We start from the raw sequence: 19,072 nt of genomic DNA, 5'->3' as shown, positions 1-19,072 counted from the left end.
ATGGTATCAGATATCTTGATTGTTGATGATGAAGCGGATATTCGTGAACTTGTTGCTGGTATTTTGGATGATGAAGGCTATGAAACGCGTGTTGCTTGTAACTCTGATGAAGCATTAGCTCAAATTAGTGAGCGTATTCCAAAGCTCATTTTTTTAGATATTTGGTTACAGGGGAGTCGCCTCGATGGTTTAGCGTTGCTTGATGAAATTAAAACGCACTATCCAGCTCTTCCGGTCGTTATGATCTCTGGTCATGGTAATATTGAGACTGCCGTTTCTGCTATAAAGCGAGGGGCCTATGATTTCATTGAAAAACCTTTTAAAGCTGATAGACTTGTATTGGTTGCAGAGAGAACACTTGAAAACTCAAATTTAAAACGTGAGCTTTTAGAATTGCGAAAACGTTCAAACGAGACATTGGAGCTGCTTGGAAAATCAGCAGTTATAAGAAACTTGCGTCAAATCATAGAAAAAGTAGCGCCAACCAATAGTCGCATCATGATAACAGGTCCTTCAGGAGCGGGAAAAGAGACTGTTGCACGAGCTATTCATGCATTCTCAACACGTTCAAATGGGCCATTTGTTACAATAAATGCAGCAATGATTACTCCGGAAAGAATGGAAATAGAGTTGTTTGGCAGCGAAATGGAGGGAAGAGAGCGCAAGATCGGTGCCTTGGAGGAAGCCCATGGCGGAATACTTTATCTTGATGAAATTGCTGATATGCCACGTGAGACTCAAGGTAAGATTCTTAGGGTGTTAACGGGGCAAACATTTGAGAGAGTTGGCGGTACAAAACGTGTTAAAGTAGATGTTCGTATCATTTCTTCGACAGCGCAAAATCTTGAAAGCCTCATTTCTGACGGGCGCTTTAGAGAAGATCTTTTCCACCGTCTTTCCGTTGTTCCCATTACTGTTCCGCCCCTTTCTGCTCGTCGTGAAGATATTCCAGAACTTGTTCATCATTTTGTAAAAACAATATCACAGCAGGTTGGGATTAAGCCACGTGAAATCAGTGATGATGTGATTGCTATTTTGCAAACGCATGCTTGGCCGGGTAATGTAAGACAATTACGTAATAATATTGAGCGTCTTCTTATTCTTGTGCGGGATGGGGATGGTCCTATAACAGCGGATTTTCTTCCCAGTGAAGTGAATGATTCTTTGCCACGTCTTCAAATGGATTCGGATGAGAGTATAATGGATTTACCGTTGCGTGAAGCACGAGAATTGTTTGAAAAGAGATATTTAGTGGCGCAGATTGGACGTTTGGGTGGAAATATATCGCGTACTGCTGAATTTATAGGCATGGAGCGTTCAGCTTTGCACCGTAAACTTAAAGCGCTTGGAGTTTCTTAAAGCCTATGCGTGTTATTATTTGTGGAGCAGGACAGGTTGGTTATGGGATAGCAGAGCGTCTTGCTGCTGAAAATCACGATGTTACTGTTATTGATATTGAAACAAGATTAATTGAAAAGATTCGCGATACATTGGATGTGAGAGGTTTTGTTGGTCATGGTTCACGGCCTGAAGTTCTTTTGGCTGCAGATGCAGACAAAGCTGATATGTTGATTGCTGTCACTTTGTTTGATGAAGTGAATATGGTTGCTTGCCAAGTGGCACATTCATTATTTAATGTTCCCACAAAAATTGCTCGTATTCGCTCACAATCTTATTTAGAACCGCGTTATAAGACGCTTTTTTCTAGAGAAAATATTCCCATTGATGTAGTTATTTCACCAGAAGTTGAAGTTGGAGAAATGGTTTTACGCCGTATTGCTTTACCTGGTGCAATAGATGTTCTTTATTTTTGTAATGATGATATTGTTGCGTTAGCCTTGGAATGCATGGAAGATTGTCCAGTTATTAATACACCTTTGCGTCAATTAACAGAGCTTTTTCCAGATCTTCAAACAACAGTTACCGCTATTAAACGCGGCTCGGAATTATTGATTGCACATTCAGAAACGCAATTACGTGTCGGTGATATAACCTATCTTGTTGTTGCTCGTGAACAGATGCGTCGTGCTGTTGGGCTTTTTGGTCATAAAGAACAAGATGCTCACCGCATGATTATTGCAGGGGGGGGGCACATTGGTCTTTATGTTGCTCAGGCTATTGAAAAGCGTCTCCATAAATTAAAATTGAAGATTATAGAATCGCATAGAGAAAGAGCTCTCACAATTGCTGATCAGCTTGAAAAAACAACTGTTTTATATGGTAATGTGTTAGATCCAGTCATTCTTCAAGATGCAGGAATTGATCAAGCCGATTTAATGATTACATTGACCAATCAAGATCAGGTTAATCTCTTAAGCGCTATTATTGCTAAAAGGTTGGGCTGCAAAGCTAATATGGTATTGATTAATAATGTTGCCTACCAAGAATTTAGTCGTGCTGTTGGTGTGGATGCCTATCTTAATCCCCATAGCGTTACAATATCGAGAATTTTGCAGCAAATGCGCCGTGGGCGTATTCGCTCTGTTCATTCGGTTTTTAATGGTCGCGCAGAAATTATTGAAGCTGAGGTGATGCAAACATCTTCATTGGTTGGGAAGTCATTATCAGAGCTCAATTTATCAGATGGTTTGAGAATTGGTGCAATTTATCGCAATAAAACAATCATACAGCTTTCGGCGGATATGCGTATTTTGTCCGGTGATAGAATAGTGATTTTCGCTCTTGCGGAGTGTGTTCGCGATGTTGAACAACTATTTCGTGTAAGCTTAGAATATTTTTGATATATGATCTATGGATATTTGTACTTTTTGGTATAGTGGGCAATTAAGATTGGTGGATAGGCTTTGTTTGTCCTCAATGGTTAAAACTGGACAGCGCGTTAAGCTTTTTAGTTATGATAAAGACATAGATAATCTGCCTGCTGGTGTTGAGTTGCATGAAGCCGAATCAATTGTACCACGCTCAGCAATTTATCGCCTTGATCCCAATTTTTTTGATGATAAACTAGGATGTACAATTGTTCAGTTCTCGGATTTTTTTCGTGTTATGCTGATGAAATATCAACAAGGTGTTTGGTTAGATACAGATGTTTACCTTGTTAAACAATTTCATCCAGATACGAATAAGGTTTGGTTGGCAAGAGAAAATAATATAAGAGTGGGTGTTTCTGCACTTTATTTTCCGCCCGATAACCCTATTATAAAAGTATTTGAAGATTATTGGGCAGGTACAGAAATTATTCCTTATTGGCTTGGGTTTAAGCGTCGTGTTTGGAGGCCGTTCTGGCTAAAGAGGAAAAAAATGCCGATTTTACCAGGAAATCTTGGCGTTACGATATTTGGTAATGATGGTATTTCACGATTAGCAAAAAGATATGGTTTTTTTCATGAAGCAAAGGAAAAAGAAACTTTTTATTATTGGACTGGGCGAAAGTCTGAATATATCTTTGAACCAGCTTTTGGTGTAAAACCGCTTACCGATTCACGCTTGATAGGATTTCATATTCACAGAAAGACAAAGACGACGCAAAAACCTCAGGAAGGAAGTTTTTACCATTGGGCGGTATCTCGCATTCCTGATATTCATGATTTTTTTAGGTAGAGTTATTATTGCTATTTTTAATAATTGGGATTTTAATCTATCCTAAACAGCTTTTGATTGTAGCTTGCACAAGAGAGTAATGTTAGCCTATGGATAAAAACATTGAATGTGTAAAGAGCGATTGTTATATGAACGGAAAGTAAAAATATGAGTGATCCAATGAAAACAACATTAAGCCTTGTTCCTATGGTTATTGAACAAACCAATCGTGGTGAACGGGCCTATGATATTTTTTCCCGTCTTTTAAAGGAGCGGATTATTTTTATTAATGGTCCTGTTGAAGATGGTATGGCAATGCTTGTTTGTGCACAATTGCTTTTCTTGGAAGCGGAAAATCCTAAAAAAGAAATTAATCTTTATATTAATTCTCCAGGTGGTGTTGTGACGTCTGGTATGGCTATTTATGATACTATGCAGTTTATTCGTCCTCCTGTTTCTACGCTGTGCATGGGGCAGGCGGCATCTATGGGGTCTTTATTGTTAACAGCTGGAGCAAAGGGGCATCGTTTTACATTGCCAAACGCACGTATTATGGTGCATCAGCCATCTGGTGGTTTTCAAGGTCAAGCTTCAGATATTGAGCGACATGCGCAAGATATTATAAAGATGAAACGGCGTTTAAATGAAATTTATGTTCAACATACGAGTCAAGATTATGAGGTTATAGAGAGAACTCTCGATCGTGATCATTTTATGACAGCGGAAGAAGCCAAAGCGTTTGGCTTAGTTGATGATGTTATACAATACCGTGCAGAAACTGAAAAAGAAGAAAAAGATTAAGAATTTTTATAGAAAAAATAGCTACTTTAAAATAAAGAGTTTTATAAAAATATCGCAAAGTTTAGAAAAACACCTAAAAATATTGAGACATGCATGGTTTTCTATATGTCTTTTAGTTTTCATGATGAAAAGCTTCCTTTGAAAAGGCAAAGTGTTCATATATTGTGGTGAAAGGAAAGAAAAATGAGCAAAATTAGCAATAGTGGGAACGAATCAAAAAATACTCTCTATTGCTCGTTCTGCGGCAAGAGTCAGCATGAGGTGCGTAAGCTCATTGCGGGGCCTACTGTATTTATCTGTGATGAATGTGTAGAGCTTTGCATGGATATTATTCGGGAAGAAAATAAGTCTTCTGGGGTTAAGGTGCGTGATGGTGTTCCTACGCCACAGGAAATTATAACAGTTCTTGATGATTATGTTATTGGTCAACAGCACGCAAAGCGTGTTCTTTCTGTCGCTGTTCATAATCATTATAAACGGTTGGCGCATCAGTCTAAAAGCAATGATATTGAGTTGGCTAAATCAAATATTCTTCTTGTTGGTCCTACGGGCTGTGGTAAAACTTATCTCGCACAAACATTAGCACGTATTATTGATGTGCCTTTTACGATGGCGGATGCGACCACTTTGACTGAAGCAGGCTATGTGGGTGAAGATGTTGAAAATATTATTTTAAAGCTTCTTCAAGCAGCAGATTATAATGTTGAACGTGCGCAGCGTGGTATTGTTTATATTGATGAGGTCGATAAGATTTCTCGTAAAGCAGATAATCCTTCTATTACAAGAGATGTTTCGGGAGAAGGAGTTCAGCAAGCGTTATTAAAGATTATGGAAGGAACGATTGCTTCTGTTCCTCCACAAGGTGGACGTAAACATCCGCAACAAGAGTTTCTTCAGGTTGATACCACAAACATCTTATTCATTTGTGGGGGAGCTTTTGCAGGTTTAGAACGGATTATTTCAGGGCGTGGTGAAAAAACTTCTATTGGTTTTTCTGCGACTGTTAAGGCTCCGGATGAGCGTTGTGTCGGTGAAATTTTTCGTGATTTAGAACCTGAAGATCTTATAAAATTTGGTTTAATACCAGAGTTTATTGGGCGGCTTCCTATAGTCGCCACCTTAGAGGATTTAGATGTTGACGCCCTCATGCAAATTTTATCTCAACCTAAAAATGCGTTAGTAAAGCAATATCAGCGTCTTTTTGAAATGGAGAATGTTGAGTTAGCATTTCATGAAGATGCTTTACGTGTTATTGCAAAGAAAGCAATTGAACGTAAAACTGGTGCTCGTGGTTTACGTTCAATTATGGAGAAGATCCTTCTTGAGACGATGTTTGAGCTACCGGCTCTTGAAGGCGTTCAAAAAGTGGTTATTTCGAGTGATGTCGTTGATGGGAAAGCGCGTCCTCTTTATATTTACTCAGAACGTGCAGAAGATAAAGAAAATGTATCAGCATGACATTGTGCGATGCACAATATAAAAGGTGGTAATGAACGGTATTTGATAGGTGTTTCTAATAATATCATTATAATGCTTGATTTATGTATGAGTAATTACCACTTCATGTACAGTGAAGAGCTGAGATTTTCTAAAGGTGGGCTAATTGTTGTAGATAGCTCATAGGCTCCAGAAAGGAGAGTTATGCAATATATTGATGAAAAGACAGATGAAATAAGAGATGGGGTTTATGCTGTTTTACCTCTTCGTGATATTGTTGTTTTCCCCCATATGATTGTTCCGCTTTTTGTGGGCCGTGAAAAATCAATTCGTGCTCTTGAAGAAACGATGGTTGTTGACAAGCAAATACTCTTGGTGACACAAAAAAATGCTTCTGATGACGATCCAAAATCAGAGGATATTTATCATATTGGTACATTTGCTAATATTCTTCAACTTTTAAAGCTTCCTGATGGTACTGTAAAGGTTTTGGTTGAAGGAACTGCACGTGCAAAAATTAGTCAATTTGCTTTAAGTGAAGATTATCATCAGGCTTTTGCAACTGTTATAGAAGAACCTAGAGAGAGTGACGTTGAGATTGAGGCTCTTTCAAGGTCAGTGATTGCTTATTTTGAAAATTATGTAAAGCTTAATAAAAAAATCTCTCCTGAAATTGTTAATGCAATTGGCCAGATTGATAATCCTTCTAAGCTTGCAGATACGATTACCTCTCATTTGATGATTAAACTTGGAGAAAAACAGGAGATACTAGAGCTTTTACCTGTACGAGCCCGTCTTGAACGTATTTTGTCCTTCATGGAAGGGGAAATTTCCGTTTTACAGGTTGAAAAACGTATTCGTTCACACGTTAAACGACAAATGGAAAAAAACCAACGAGAATATTATCTCAATGAGCAGATGAAGGCTATTCAAAAAGAGTTAGGAGCCGGTGATGATAGTCGAGATGAGCTCTCTGAATTAGAAGAACGTATAAAGAATACGAAACTTTCCAAGGAGGCACAAGAAAAAGCTGGAACAGAATTGAGAAAATTACGGAATATGTCTCCTATGTCTGCAGAAGCGACAGTTGTACGTAATTATCTTGATTGGTTATTAGCAATGCCTTGGGGTAAAAAATCTAAGATTAAAAACAATTTAGATTTTGCTGAAAAGATCATGAATAATGAACATTTCGGTCTTGAAAAAATTAAGGAGCGAATTATTGAGTATTTGGCTGTACAAAGTCGCGCATCAAAGATAAAAGGTCCCATTATTTGTTTGTTAGGTCCTCCTGGTGTGGGGAAAACATCATTGGCTCGCTCTATTGCAAAGGCAACAGGGCGTGAATATGTTCGTATTTCGTTGGGAGGTGTACGGGATGAAGCAGAAATTCGCGGACATCGCCGAACATATATTGGTTCGATGCCTGGAAAAATTATCCAGTCTATGAAAAAAGCAAAAAAATCTAATCCGCTTTTCTTGCTTGATGAAATTGATAAAATGGGACAAGATTTTCGGGGAGATCCTTCATCCGCTTTATTAGAAGTTCTTGATCCTGAACAAAATGGTACATTCATTGATCACTATTTGGAAGTTGAATATGATCTTTCTGATGTCATGTTTATCACGACGGCAAATACGCTTAATATTCCAGGTCCATTAATGGATCGAATGGAAATTATTCGTATTGCGGGTTATACTGAATGTGAGAAAATGGAAATTGTTAAACAGCATCTTTTACCAAAGGCACTAAAAGATCACTGTTTGTCTAAAAAAGAACTCAGCATTTCTGATGGAGCGCTCAGGTCGATTATTCAGTTTTACACACGTGAAGCAGGAGTTCGTAACCTTGAGCGTGAACTCATGAAAGTTGCCCGTAAATCTGTTACAAAAATTCTCAAAACAAATCAAAAATCTGTAAAAGTTACAGAAAATAATATCAATGATTTTTTGGGTGTTAAACGTTACCACTATAATCAGATTGAAGGAGAAAATCAAATTGGTGTTGTGACAGGCCTTGCGTGGACAGAAGTTGGTGGAGAGTTATTGACCATTGAAGGGGTCATGATGTCTGGAAAAGGTAAGATGACTGTAACTGGAAATTTACGTGATATTATGAAAGAGTCCATTTCAGCGGCAGCATCTTATGTACGTTCTCGTGCTATTGATTTTGGTATTGAACCTCCACTTTTTGAAAAACGCGATATCCATGTTCATGTTCCAGAGGGGGCGACACCCAAAGATGGCCCATCTGCTGGGATTGCAATGGTGACAGCAATTGTTTCTGTACTTACAGGTATAGCGGTGCATAAAGATATTGCAATGACTGGTGAAATTACTTTACGTGGACGTGTTTTACCAATTGGTGGATTAAAAGAAAAACTCTTAGCAGCTCTTCGAGGAGGGATAAAAAAAGTCCTTATTCCTGAAGAAAACGCAAAAGATTTGGTTGACATTCCTGATGATGTCAAAAATAACATGGAAATTATTCCGGTAAGTCATGTGAGTGAAGTTTTGAAACACGCTTTGGTTCATTTTCCTGATACTATTGAATGGAAGGAGCCTTCTGCAGTGGCTGTCCCCATCAGATCAGAGGGCAGCGATAGTGAAGGAATACAGATTGCGCACTGATTCATTCGTCTCATTTATTGAGTGCATTTTTTAAAGTAGCAGAAGGCGTTGTCGTGGTTGTGATTCCGTTTTTTGTTGAAAAAAGTGAAAAAATCCGTGAATAACTGTGATTATTGCTAAAAAAACAATGTTTTGTATAAAAATAAGACTTCTGTTTGCTGTACTTTTCAATAAACTGACTAATAACATGATTAAGTCATGTTGTCAGGTAATATAGGGAAAGGAAATGTTCTATGAATAAAAGTGAATTGGTTAGCTCCGTTGCTGAAAAGGCAGGCGTTTCGAAAGCGCAAGCTGGTGCTGTTGTTGATGCTTTTATGGCTTCTGTAACAGAAGCTTTGGCTTCAGGGGGAGATGTTCGTCTTCCAGGTTTTGGCTCTTTTGAAGTTTCTCATCGTGCTGCTACGAAGGGGCGTAATCCTTCAACTGGTGCTGAAATCAATATTCCAGCGCGTTCTGTCCCAAAATTTTCTGCAGGAAAAAGCCTTAAAGAAGCAGTTAATAAAAAATAATTTAAATGACATTTAAAAAACCCGATTTATTTATAAGCGGGTTTTTTTAACGCGTATATTATGCGCGTTTTTCATATAAAAATTCTGAATCTTTGCGGTATTTTTCTTATTTATATATTTTGGTATTTTTAAATGATTTTAAATATTGCGTAAAATACCGTAGATTTGGAGTGGATTGTTTTTAGCCATTTTTAATGGAATAGAGTACTGTATCGTTTATAAAATGTGATGGGAGCTTTTATTATACTTAAAGTGCTTGGTCTTTATTTAAAAATAAAGACCTGTAAATAGAGTAAGACACAAAGCTCTATGAAGTGTATAAAAGCTATTATGTAGAACCATTTTTACGCTTAATAAAAGAGTAAGGTTGGTGTCATCATGCTATTTTTCAGTTTCTATACTGTTATGACGAGCTTTCCGCATTTAAGATGAATTCACAAGGAGTAGTTTTATTCATTTTTTCATAGTTCTTTATTTACACACTAACTTCGCTTGTGAAGCACCAAGCGGATGATTTTCATTGTTTTACTATAAGATGAGTTTGAAATAAAAGAATTTTACGATATTCAGGTTTTTCATGCAATATAGAAAGATACAAATTATTATTATAAATCAATTCATTGTAAATTGATAAAGTAGCATCATCATTCTTTTTCGTTTTTAATATTGTGATTTTTCTTGGTGCTTGAAATGAAAGAGAGATTGGGCTCTGTCTTAAAATATTTTTTCTTCCTGTCTTTATTTTACTTGTGATATGCAGGCGAGCGTTTTTTCTTCATCATACAGGAGTTAAAATGAGAGAATATCACAAATTTTGAGGGAGGAAGTTACAAAACAGAAAACTTCTGTTATCAAATAATATATATTATATAGTATAAAGTTATTAATAGTTATAAAATCACAGCTTTATTTGCGTATTTTCTATCTATTTATTCTTTATTACTATAATATATTTTATATAATTATTTTATTTTTAGTCATTGAATCATAGTAAATCGTTTATAGCGAGAAAGTTTTTTATAGCATCTACGTTATAGAATAAATAACGAAACATAGAGAAGTATTCATGGATTGGAGAAGACAGTAAAAGACTTTAGAATGACTTTTTCATGAGAGTCATAGAGATTTATTAGAGAGGCGAATCGTGTGTTTTTGATCAACAGAAGCTCTTTGATTCTTTATTTGCTAACCACTGAATACAATCATTGAGGGCTCTCGCTGTTATAACTTGCTTTTTTGCTAATTTTTTTTCTTTACTTGGTAAGCGTTTTTCTGAATGTTTAATAGAAGTAATAGGGGGAAAGAGTCCGAAATTGATATTCATTGGCTGAAAGGATTGTCTTTCTGTTTCTTCTATTACAATATGCCCCCCCGTAATATGATGCAAAAGGGCACCAAATGCAGTGGTTTGTGGGGGGAGGCAAGGACAGTTATGATGATATTCGGCAGCAGCAAAACGTCCAGCAAGAAGCCCTATTGCCGCTGATTCTACATAACCTTCACATCCGGTAATTTGCCCTGCAAAGCGTAGTTGTTTTTTTTGTTTTAAACGAAGGGTTTGATCAAGAATGATTGGCGAGTTGAGGTAGGTATTGCGGTGAAGACCACCAAGACGCGCAAACTCTGCTTTTTCAAGACCGGGAATCGTTCTAAAAATGCGAATTTGTTCACCATATTTCAGTTTTGTTTGAAAGCCGACCATATTATAAAGCGTTCCAAGTTTATTATCTTGGCGTAATTGAACAACAGCATAAGGTTTAACTGTAGGGTTATGGGCATTGGTTAAGCCCATAGGTTTCATAGGTCCATGTCTTAAAGTTTCAAGTCCGCGTTCAGCCATAATTTCAATGGGTAGGCACCCATCAAAATAGGGTGTTTTTTCAAAGTCACGAAACTCTGTTTTGTCGGCATTTTTTAACGCTTGAACGAATGTTTCATACTGTTCTTTATTTAAGGGACAATTAAGGTAATCTTTTCCTGTTCCTTCAGGACCAATTTTATCATAGCGAGATTGATACCAACAAATATTCATATCAATACTATCGGTATGGATAATAGGTGCAATAGCATCAAAAAAAGAGAGCGATTCTGTTCCGGTTATTGCTTGTAATTCTTGAGCAAGTGCAGATGAGGTAAGGGGACCTGTTGCGATGATAACATGTTTCCAAGCTTTAGGAATTTTTTGAACTTCTTCACGTTTGATTGTTATAAGAGAGTGGTTTTCTAGTGCTGTTGTGACGGTTTTTGAAAATCCATCACGGTCAACGGCAAGAGCACTCCCTGCAGGGACTTTATTGGTATCAGCAGCTTTTATAATTAATGATTTCGCTAATCGCATTTCAGCATGGAGAAGTCCTACGGCATTTGTTGATGAATCATCGCAACGAAATGAATTTGAACAAACTAGTTCTGCTAAATGATCGGTTTTATGGGCATCTGATTTTTTTAGGGGTCGCATTTCATGCAAAATAACAGAAATTCCTGACTGAGCGATTTGCCAGCTTGCTTCACACCCTGCAAGGCCGCCACCTATGATATGGATTGGAGTATCAAATGTTTTTAACATAATCGACTTTTAGCGTAAGCAACCGTGTATGAAAAGCGTAGATTTTGTTTTTTTTAATATATTTGTTTGCTTTTTTTCTGTAATTAATGGTATAGAGACGCCGCTTGTATAAGGTTATTAGCTTGTCAGTTTGGCGGATGTGGCGAAATTGGTAGACGCACCAGATTTAGGTTCTGGCGGGAGACCGTGGGGGTTCGAGTCCCTCCATCCGCACCAAAGCAATCCCTTAAGTGCTACGGATTTCTACGTGTCTGGAATTCCGCTTCATGGTAATGTAACACTCGAAGTGTTAGAATGTAATGATTATTAGAGTGGGCATATCCCTCTCCTTAGAAAAATGAAGGTGTTTAATGCAGGTTACCGAGACGCTTAATGAAGGACTGAAGCGCGAAATTAAGATCGTGGTTCCAGCGAAAGATTTAGAAGAAAAGTTGAATGAACGGTTGGATGATACCAAGGGAAAAATCAAGCTTAATGGTTTTCGTCCGGGTAAAGTGCCTAGTGGGCATTTGCGAAAAATGTATGGTAAATCCTTTATGGCGGAGATTCTCAATGAGATACTCAGTGAGGCGCCTAGTTCTATTTTAGCGGACCGTAATGAACGTGCAGCGATGCAGCCAAAAATTGACATAGATGAAGATGAAAAAATTCTAGATGGCAAGGCTGATTTTACTTTTAGTTTAAAGTATGAAGTTTTACCAAAAATTGACATTAAAGATTTTAAACATATTGAAGTTATCCGTGAAATTGCAACTATCCCTGAACAGGAGATTGATGATCAAGTCAAACGCGTCCTTTCTTCTACACGTAATTATTCCCTAAAAGAGGGGGCTTCTGAAGAAGGTGATCGTATTACCATAGATTATCAAGGTAAGCTTGAAGGCGTTCCATTTGAAGGTGGGACAGATAGTGATTCACAACTGATTCTTGGGTCAAAACAATTTATTCCTGGCTTTGAAGAGCAATTGGTCGGTGTGAAGGCTGGGGATGCAAAAACGATTTCTGTTAAATTTCCTGATAATTACAGTGCGGCACATTTGGCGGGAAGAGAAGCAGAGTTTGATATTACTGTTAAAGCTGTTTTTAAACCAGATGAATTAAAAGTTGATGATGAAGCAGCGCAAAAAGTTGGTTTAGAATCTCTAGATCGTTTACGTGAGGTCATTCGTGAAAAGATTGAAAGCCAATATGGTTCAATGACACGTCAAAAAATTAAGCGTCAAATTCTTGATGCTTTAGATGCTGATTATAATTTTGAGATTCCTGAAGAGCTTTTAGAAATTGAGTTTAGCAATATATGGGCTCAGGTTAATGATGATTTGAAAAAGGCTGGGCGCAGTTTTGAAGATGAAGGTATTACAGAAGAAAAGGCAAGGGAGGAATATCGTGTCCTTGCACAGCGTCGTGTTCGACTTGGTTTAGTGCTTTCTGAAATTGGAGTAAAGGTTGGTGTTAAAGTTAGTGAGGATGAGCTAAAGGCAGCTGTTTTTGATCAGGTTCGCCAGTATCCTGGACAAGAGAAAGAAATTATGGATTTTTTCCGTAAGACGCCAGAAGCTGTTGAAAATCTGCGTGCTCCGATTTTTGAAGAAAAGGTCATTGATCATTTATTGGCACAGATAAAAGTCATAGATAAAGAAGTGACGGTTGAAGAGTTGATGAAAGAATATGACGAATCAGATGTTATTGAAAAAAAGCCAGCAAAGAAAAAATCTGCAGTGAAGGAAAAGTCCGCAGAGAAAACATCAGTTAAGAAAAAGGCTCCTAAAAAAGCTTAATATTTATGCAAACAACACAAGCCCGATAAAAATCGGGCTTGTGTTGTAAGATTTATATCCTAGGATTGCACTGAGAATGGTTTTAGATAAGCCATGAGTGAATTTTAAATATTGGTAATGGATTGGCAATGAGCATCATTGATACGCGTATTCCTGATTCTAAGCGTTTTATTTCTGGAGTTACAGGTGATTGGGAAGTCATAATTGGCATGGAGGTTCATGCGCAAATCATATCAAATTCGAAACTTTTTTCAGGAGCATCCACCAAATTTGGAGCAGAGCCAAACAATCATGTATCCCTTATTGATGCAGCTATGCCAGGTATGTTGCCTGTTCTTAATCAAGAGTGTGTTCGTCAAGCGATTCGAACGGGGTTAGGATTAAAGGCGCGTATTAATTTAAAATCTGTTTTTGATCGCAAAAATTATTTTTATCCAGATTTACCGCAGGGATATCAGATTTCTCAGTTTCACTATCCCATTGTAGGAGAGGGGAAGATTATCATATCTGTTGGTCCAGATTCGAATGGCCAATTTGAGGATATAGAAGTGGGAATTGAGAGGTTGCATCTTGAACAGGATGCTGGAAAATCGATGCACGACCAACATCCAACGATGTCTTTTGTGGATCTTAATCGTTCTGGTGTTGCTCTTATGGAAATTGTTTCCAAGCCTGATATGCGCTCATCAGATGAAGCCAAAGCCTATATGACAAAATTGCGTACAATTGTTCGTTATTTGGGCACCTGCGATGGTAATATGGATGAAGGTTCTATGCGTGCGGATGTCAATGTATCCGTTCGTCGTCCTGGTGAAAAGTTTGGAACGCGTTGTGAAATCAAAAATGTTAATTCTATTCGCTTTATTGGCCAAGCAATTGAGTATGAAGCGCGTCGTCAGATCGCAATTTTAGAAGATGGAGGCGTCATAGATCAAGAGACTCGGCTTTTTGATGCCGCTAAAGGTGAAACGCGCTCTATGCGCTCAAAGGAAGAAGCGCATGACTATCGTTATTTTCCTGATCCTGATCTTTTACCATTAGAATTTGATCAAGCATTTGTGGATGCTTTGGCAGCAGACTTACCAGAGTTGCCTGACGCTATAAAAGCACGTTTTGTTAAGGAAATGGGATTGACAGTGTATGATGCTTCCATTCTTGTGACAGAAAAGGCTATTGCTGATTATTTTGAAGAAGTAGCGCGTGGGCGTGATGGAAAAATAGTTGCCAATTGGGTGATTAACGACCTTTTAGGGGCTTTAAATAAAGATAATCGTGAGATTGAAGAGTCACCAGTATCGCCAAATCAATTAGGAAGCATTATTGATCTTATAAAAGAAGGAGTTATTTCTGGAAAAATTGCCAAAGATCTTTTTGAGATTATTTGGAATGAGGGGGGAGATGCACGCCAAATTGTAGAAGAGCGAAATATGAAGCAGGTAACGGATACAATGGCTATTGAAAGAGCTGTTGATGAGATCGTTGCCAATAATTCTGATAAAGTTGCGCAAGCAAAGCACAAACCTGCTTTAGCTAGTTGGTTTGTTGGACAGGTAATGAAAGCAACAGGTGGTAAGGCAAATCCCCAAGCTGTTAATGAATTGGTTAAGATGAAACTTGGCATAGATTAAATTTTATGGGGTGGAGAAGAAGCCATACATATGATATCTTCTTGAAATTAAAGGATAGCACGTTAACCTATCAATTGGAATTGTAGTTGAATTTACTAGTAACTTTTTCGATAATTTCAATCGTTAATAATTTTATTCAAACGATTAATTTCATGAGCGCACTAAATGAATGGAATAGCAGATGGCTCGTTTTTTAAAGCAAATCTTCACATGGTGGAATGGCAATACCATTGGTACGCGTTTTTTCACATGGCGCAAAGGTAAGCGGATAGGGGAAGATCAGTTTGGAAATATATATTATGAAGGAGGACTTCATAAGGATGGTTATCCGCATCGTTGGGTTATCTATAAAGACTATTCTGAGGCCTCTACTATTCCACCAGGTTGGCACGGCTGGATTCATCATCGCTGTGAGTGTCCACCAACACAAGAGGATTATCATCCTTATGAATGGGAAAAGCCTCATGTTGCAAATATGACAGGAACAAGTGAGGGCTATCGACCAAAGGGGGCTATCACTTTCAATGGAGAGCATTCTTGTGTGCATGAAGATTATGATGCTTGGTCACCTAAAAAATAACATGTTTTTTAATGTACGTGTGTATTTTTGTCTTATTTGACTCTATGTTATGAAAAGAATTATTTTTTAAGGTGCGATTGATTTTGATATGATGAGATTTTTTTTATTGTTAGGGGTGAAGCATTTTATATATATTTTTTTTATGGGAATTTTAGTGTTTTTATCCTTAAATAATGGAGTGCGGGCTGAGCGTATTAGCAATGGAATTGCTGTTTTTGCAGGTCTTGACAAAATCACGGGACGGACCACACGTTTTGAAGTTACTCTTGGTAAAATTTATCAGTACGGCGCATTACAGGTAACACCACGTGCATGTTATACGAGTTCTAAAGATGAACCCACGCGTACAACTGGTTTTGTTGAAGTCAATGAAGTAACATTAGATAAAAAAATACGGCGTATTTTTACAGGATGGATGTTTGCAGATAGTCCTGGTTTGAACGCTGTTGAGCATCCTATTTATGATGTGTGGTTAAAGGATTGCAAGCAGAGTTCTCAAGATCGTTCTCTTCAATAATTAGTGTGTTATCTATTTATAATACATTGATTTATAATAGTCCTTTATCATTTTACAACTTAATAGCAAATTCCTATGATTACCTCATTTAATTTTTTATATTAAATAATCCAAACTATTCTCTTGCGCGTTACAAGTGGCGGATGTGTCAATAAGACTGTCTGAGAAAGGAATAAAAAATTCCGTCATGAACTGTTTAAATTCAAAGATGCATCATTAGAATCAACATGTTTTTTCAGTGTTTCATAAGAGATAGTTCTTGAATTATATCTGTTAAAGGTTGAAATGAAAGGCTTGTTTATATTTGTTAAAGAGATGAACTGACGCTTTTGCATGTATGAGGGAAACAGACTATCAAGTAAGTAATTCATCATGAAACACCAATTATTATATCTAGAGAACGCTGTATTGGTATTTTTTCTCATAGAGATGTCGTTTTTCGTTCAAAGCGTAGAAGCAATGCAGGCCATATTAATGGAAAAATTGAGATTTAAGATTCTTTAAAGTTTATCAATCGAGGTATAGCTTGTTTAAGAAATGCAATAATCAATATATTTCTAGTAAGAAAAGAATGTTTATATATTTTTATTATACACCACCTCATAAGTGAGTTTGTCTATTCGTAAGTTCTTGTATATTGCATGGTAATTTCACATTTAAGTAAGCAGGATACCACTAAGTTTGTAAATCATATTCTTGATATCCATACTTTTTAAAATCTTTTGTATAAAATACACGTGTTTTCATGTAGAGCTATTGAAAATTTAAAAAGGGGCTTCGGAGGCGTTGAGAAGATTCTGCATCACTGGGAATGGTATATTTATTTTGTATAAAGAATAACCCATTTTCTAAAAAATACGAGATTTTATACAATGAAAGTTTCTAGTCACCAACATAATGATGTTTCCCGATTGCCGAAACAACCTAAAGAACCCTTATTGAATGTTCCATTTATTATAGTTGTTTTGATAGCATTTTGTTTTTGTCTTTATTGCATTTCTCAGTATTTTTTTTCTCATCATGTTTATGTTGAAAGCCTTGAGTTTTTTTCATTTATACCAGCATTGTTTAAGAGGCATCCTGTAGCATTTTGTTATACCATGGTAAGTTATTCATTTATGCATAGTAGTTTTAAACATGTTGCTCTTAATATGGTTTGGCTTTTGGTTTTCGGCTCTCCTTTAGCAAGGCATTTTGGTGTTTTACGTTTTTTAATTTTTTGGGTGTTAACGGCAGTTATTTCTGTTTTGACTTATTTTACATTTCATCAAGAAAGTACCATATCACTTATTGGGGCGTCAGGTGCCGTATCTGGAATGATGGGTGCTATTGCACGTTACGGTTTTCCTAGTGGTAATCTAGCTGTCAATGCGCAGAACGAAAAACTTTTGGGACCTTTATTGTCTGTCAAAAAAGCTCTGTGTTCTAAGGGAGTTCTTGTTTATATGAGTGTATGGCTGACGACTGATTTTATCATAGGTATTTCTTCTATTTTGTTTGAAGAAAATGGCATCTCAATAGCATGGGAAGCTCATATTGGCGGATTTCTTGCGGGTTTTTTGTTGGTTGGTTTTTTTGATGTTTCACAAAAAATTAAAAACTAGAATCTAAGATATTGATGTGCCACATAAAGAGCTATTGTTGCTGCATTTGAAACATTTAATGATTTAATATGTCCAGGCATATCAAGGCGTGTTAAAGCGCAAACGGTTTCGCGTGTTTTTTTACGCAAGCCTTTACCTTCTGCTCCTAAAACAAGAGCAATTTTATTTCCTTTTAATGCTGTTTCTAGAGGTTGTTCACCTTCTGAATCGAGACCAAAGCTTGTGAAACCTGTTTGATGAAGTTCTTGAAGAGCTTCAGCAAGGTTTCGTACGGTAATATAATGAATCATTTCCAGAGCTCCAGATGCTGCTTTCGCAAGAACACCGCTTTCGTGGGGAGAGTGACGGCAAGTTGTAATAAGCGCTTTAGCTTTCAATGCGACTGCAGAGCGCATAATAGCGCCAACATTATGTGGATCGGTAATTTGATCCATGACAATGACCAGATCAGTATTGGTTAGTTCCGACAGTTTGCATGGTTTGAGGGGGAGAGTTTCCAACACAACACCTTGATGAACTGCTTCACTTCCAACAAGCGAATCAAGATATTTGGGCGTGCATAATGTAACAGAGCAAGGATAATCTGATTCGGATATATTTAATCGTTTTAAGGCATTTTGTGTAACGTAAAGACATTTTAAAATTCTTTTTGGGTTTTCTAAAGCAGCCTGAACAGAATGAATGCCATAAAGATGGATGATCTCTTGCTGTAAAGAAGCAGCTTTCTTCTTTGGGTATGTAAAAGATTGAGAAGGAGAGCCTTTTGTATCGCGATATCGGCGACGCAAACGAGCATAATGAGAATTTTGTGATGTTTTTTCTTTCATAGCTTCTTTATAACGTGTTAATAAGAAAAATAGAGAGAAAAAATCTATGATTTAAAATTATGAGCAGGAAATTTGTACAGAATTGTATTTATTCTGTTGACAGATACAATAGTAATCGTCATAACCACTTCGCAATCAGATTGAATTGAATGGGTATTCAAGATGGTTGTCGTGATGTCTCATTGCGCGACTTTATCGGTGTAATGGAGGGGTGCCCGAGTGGTTAAAGGGGGCGGACTGTAAATCCGTTGCGTATGCTACGTTGGTTCGAATCCAACCCCCTCCACCATTCATCGAAGGAGAGTTAGTACGTGGGTCATGCGGGTATAGCTCAATGGTAGAGCAGCAGCCTTCCAAGCTGAATATGCGGGTTCGATTCCCGCTACCCGCTCCAAATGGTTGTTGATGATTGGGCAAATAGGTATGATGGAGGATATTCCATTTATAGATTTTGTGGGGTTTTCCGTCTAAGAGTTGTGGTGATTGGGCTGTTTACAGTCTGGTCAGATTTAAGTTTTGCAGAACTGTCCCTAGGTGCTAATAAAAATAGGGAATAAAACAAGAGATTAATAGCAATGGCGAAGAGCAAGTTTGAACGAACAAAACCGCATGTTAATATTGGTACGATTGGTCACGTTGATCATGGGAAGA

General features: G+C 37.4%; 14 protein-coding genes, 3 tRNA genes and 1 pseudogene. 16 read left to right on the top strand and 2 right to left on the bottom strand.

Annotation, left to right across the window (positions count from 1 at the left end; genetic code table 11):
- The 7 genes from ACFIMW_RS00090 (at position 1) to ACFIMW_RS00060 (ending at position 8,921) form a co-directional block, all read left to right on the top strand.
- Positions 1 to 1,359, top strand: a complete 1,359-nt coding sequence (locus ACFIMW_RS00090; RefSeq protein ID WP_375607658.1) for a sigma-54-dependent transcriptional regulator — start codon at positions 1 to 3, stop codon at positions 1,357 to 1,359.
- A 5-nt stretch (positions 1,360 to 1,364) separates the two neighbouring features.
- Entirely contained in the window at positions 1,365 to 2,741 is a 1,377-nt protein-coding gene (gene trkA / locus ACFIMW_RS00085) for a Trk system potassium transporter TrkA (RefSeq protein ID WP_375607657.1), read from the top strand.
- A gap of 10 nt (positions 2,742 to 2,751) precedes the next feature.
- On the top strand, positions 2,752 to 3,561 hold the full coding sequence (locus ACFIMW_RS00080; RefSeq protein WP_375607656.1) for a hypothetical protein: 810 nt from the start codon (positions 2,752 to 2,754) through the stop codon (positions 3,559 to 3,561).
- A gap of 147 nt (positions 3,562 to 3,708) precedes the next feature.
- Complete coding sequence (gene clpP / locus ACFIMW_RS00075) at positions 3,709 to 4,341, top strand: ATP-dependent Clp endopeptidase proteolytic subunit ClpP (RefSeq protein WP_375607654.1); 633 nt, start codon at positions 3,709 to 3,711, stop codon at positions 4,339 to 4,341.
- Positions 4,342 to 4,524: 183 nt separating this feature from the next.
- Entirely contained in the window at positions 4,525 to 5,799 is a 1,275-nt protein-coding gene (gene clpX, locus ACFIMW_RS00070; RefSeq protein WP_375607653.1) for an ATP-dependent Clp protease ATP-binding subunit ClpX, read from the top strand.
- A gap of 183 nt (positions 5,800 to 5,982) precedes the next feature.
- Entirely contained in the window at positions 5,983 to 8,409 is a 2,427-nt protein-coding gene (gene lon / locus ACFIMW_RS00065) for an endopeptidase La (RefSeq protein ID WP_375607652.1), read from the top strand.
- A gap of 233 nt (positions 8,410 to 8,642) precedes the next feature.
- The gene (locus ACFIMW_RS00060; RefSeq protein ID WP_212112126.1) at positions 8,643 to 8,921 is read left to right on the top strand and encodes an HU family DNA-binding protein; all 279 of its coding nucleotides are present in this window, start codon (positions 8,643 to 8,645) and stop codon (positions 8,919 to 8,921) included.
- 1,156 nt (positions 8,922 to 10,077) lie between these two features.
- Here ACFIMW_RS00060 and trmFO read toward each other — a convergent pair.
- A complete protein-coding gene (gene trmFO / locus ACFIMW_RS00055) occupies positions 10,078 to 11,487 on the bottom strand; it encodes a methylenetetrahydrofolate--tRNA-(uracil(54)-C(5))-methyltransferase (FADH(2)-oxidizing) TrmFO (protein ID WP_375607651.1) in 1,410 nt (469 codons plus the stop codon).
- A gap of 133 nt (positions 11,488 to 11,620) precedes the next feature.
- Between trmFO and ACFIMW_RS00050 the strand changes: the two genes are divergently transcribed.
- The 6 genes from ACFIMW_RS00050 (at position 11,621) to ACFIMW_RS00025 (ending at position 17,594) form a co-directional block, all read left to right on the top strand.
- Positions 11,621 to 11,703 (top strand) — tRNA-Leu (locus ACFIMW_RS00050).
- Positions 11,704 to 11,837: 134 nt separating this feature from the next.
- On the top strand, positions 11,838 to 13,265 hold the full coding sequence (gene tig, locus ACFIMW_RS00045; protein WP_375607650.1) for a trigger factor: 1,428 nt from the start codon (positions 11,838 to 11,840) through the stop codon (positions 13,263 to 13,265).
- A 128-nt stretch (positions 13,266 to 13,393) separates the two neighbouring features.
- Positions 13,394 to 14,893: an Asp-tRNA(Asn)/Glu-tRNA(Gln) amidotransferase subunit GatB gene (gatB, locus tag ACFIMW_RS00040; protein ID WP_375606236.1), complete on the top strand. Its 1,500-nt coding sequence runs from the start codon at positions 13,394 to 13,396 to the stop codon at positions 14,891 to 14,893.
- A 181-nt stretch (positions 14,894 to 15,074) separates the two neighbouring features.
- Positions 15,075 to 15,473 (top strand): NADH:ubiquinone oxidoreductase subunit NDUFA12, encoded by a 399-nt coding sequence (locus ACFIMW_RS00035; protein WP_375606235.1) that lies wholly within the window; start codon positions 15,075 to 15,077, stop codon positions 15,471 to 15,473.
- Between the two features lie 91 nt (positions 15,474 to 15,564).
- On the top strand, positions 15,565 to 15,990 hold the full coding sequence (locus ACFIMW_RS00030; RefSeq protein ID WP_375607827.1) for a DUF2155 domain-containing protein: 426 nt from the start codon (positions 15,565 to 15,567) through the stop codon (positions 15,988 to 15,990).
- Positions 15,991 to 16,862: 872 nt separating this feature from the next.
- The gene (locus ACFIMW_RS00025; RefSeq protein ID WP_375606234.1) at positions 16,863 to 17,594 is read left to right on the top strand and encodes a rhomboid family intramembrane serine protease; all 732 of its coding nucleotides are present in this window, start codon (positions 16,863 to 16,865) and stop codon (positions 17,592 to 17,594) included.
- On the opposite strand, the gene ACFIMW_RS00020 is transcribed toward ACFIMW_RS00025, so the two are convergent.
- Complete coding sequence (locus ACFIMW_RS00020; RefSeq protein WP_375607649.1) at positions 17,591 to 18,421, bottom strand: TrmH family RNA methyltransferase; 831 nt, start codon at positions 18,419 to 18,421, stop codon at positions 17,591 to 17,593. The genes ACFIMW_RS00025 and ACFIMW_RS00020 overlap by 4 nt on opposite strands.
- A 205-nt stretch (positions 18,422 to 18,626) precedes the next feature.
- On the opposite strand from ACFIMW_RS00020, the gene ACFIMW_RS00015 reads away from it, so the two are divergent.
- From ACFIMW_RS00015 to ACFIMW_RS00005, 3 genes and pseudogenes are all read left to right on the top strand, one after another.
- Positions 18,627 to 18,710, top strand: a tRNA-Tyr gene (locus tag ACFIMW_RS00015).
- Positions 18,711 to 18,741: 31 nt separating this feature from the next.
- A tRNA-Gly gene (locus ACFIMW_RS00010) sits at positions 18,742 to 18,815 on the top strand.
- A gap of 181 nt (positions 18,816 to 18,996) precedes the next feature.
- Positions 18,997 to 19,072 (top strand): annotated as a pseudogene (locus ACFIMW_RS00005) (elongation factor Tu); the annotation flags it as partial.

Source organism: Bartonella sp. AC329YNZD, assembly GCF_042196685.1.
Classification (GTDB): domain Bacteria; phylum Pseudomonadota; class Alphaproteobacteria; order Rhizobiales; family Rhizobiaceae; genus Bartonella.
This window is presented reverse-complemented; position numbering and strand designations above follow the sequence as displayed.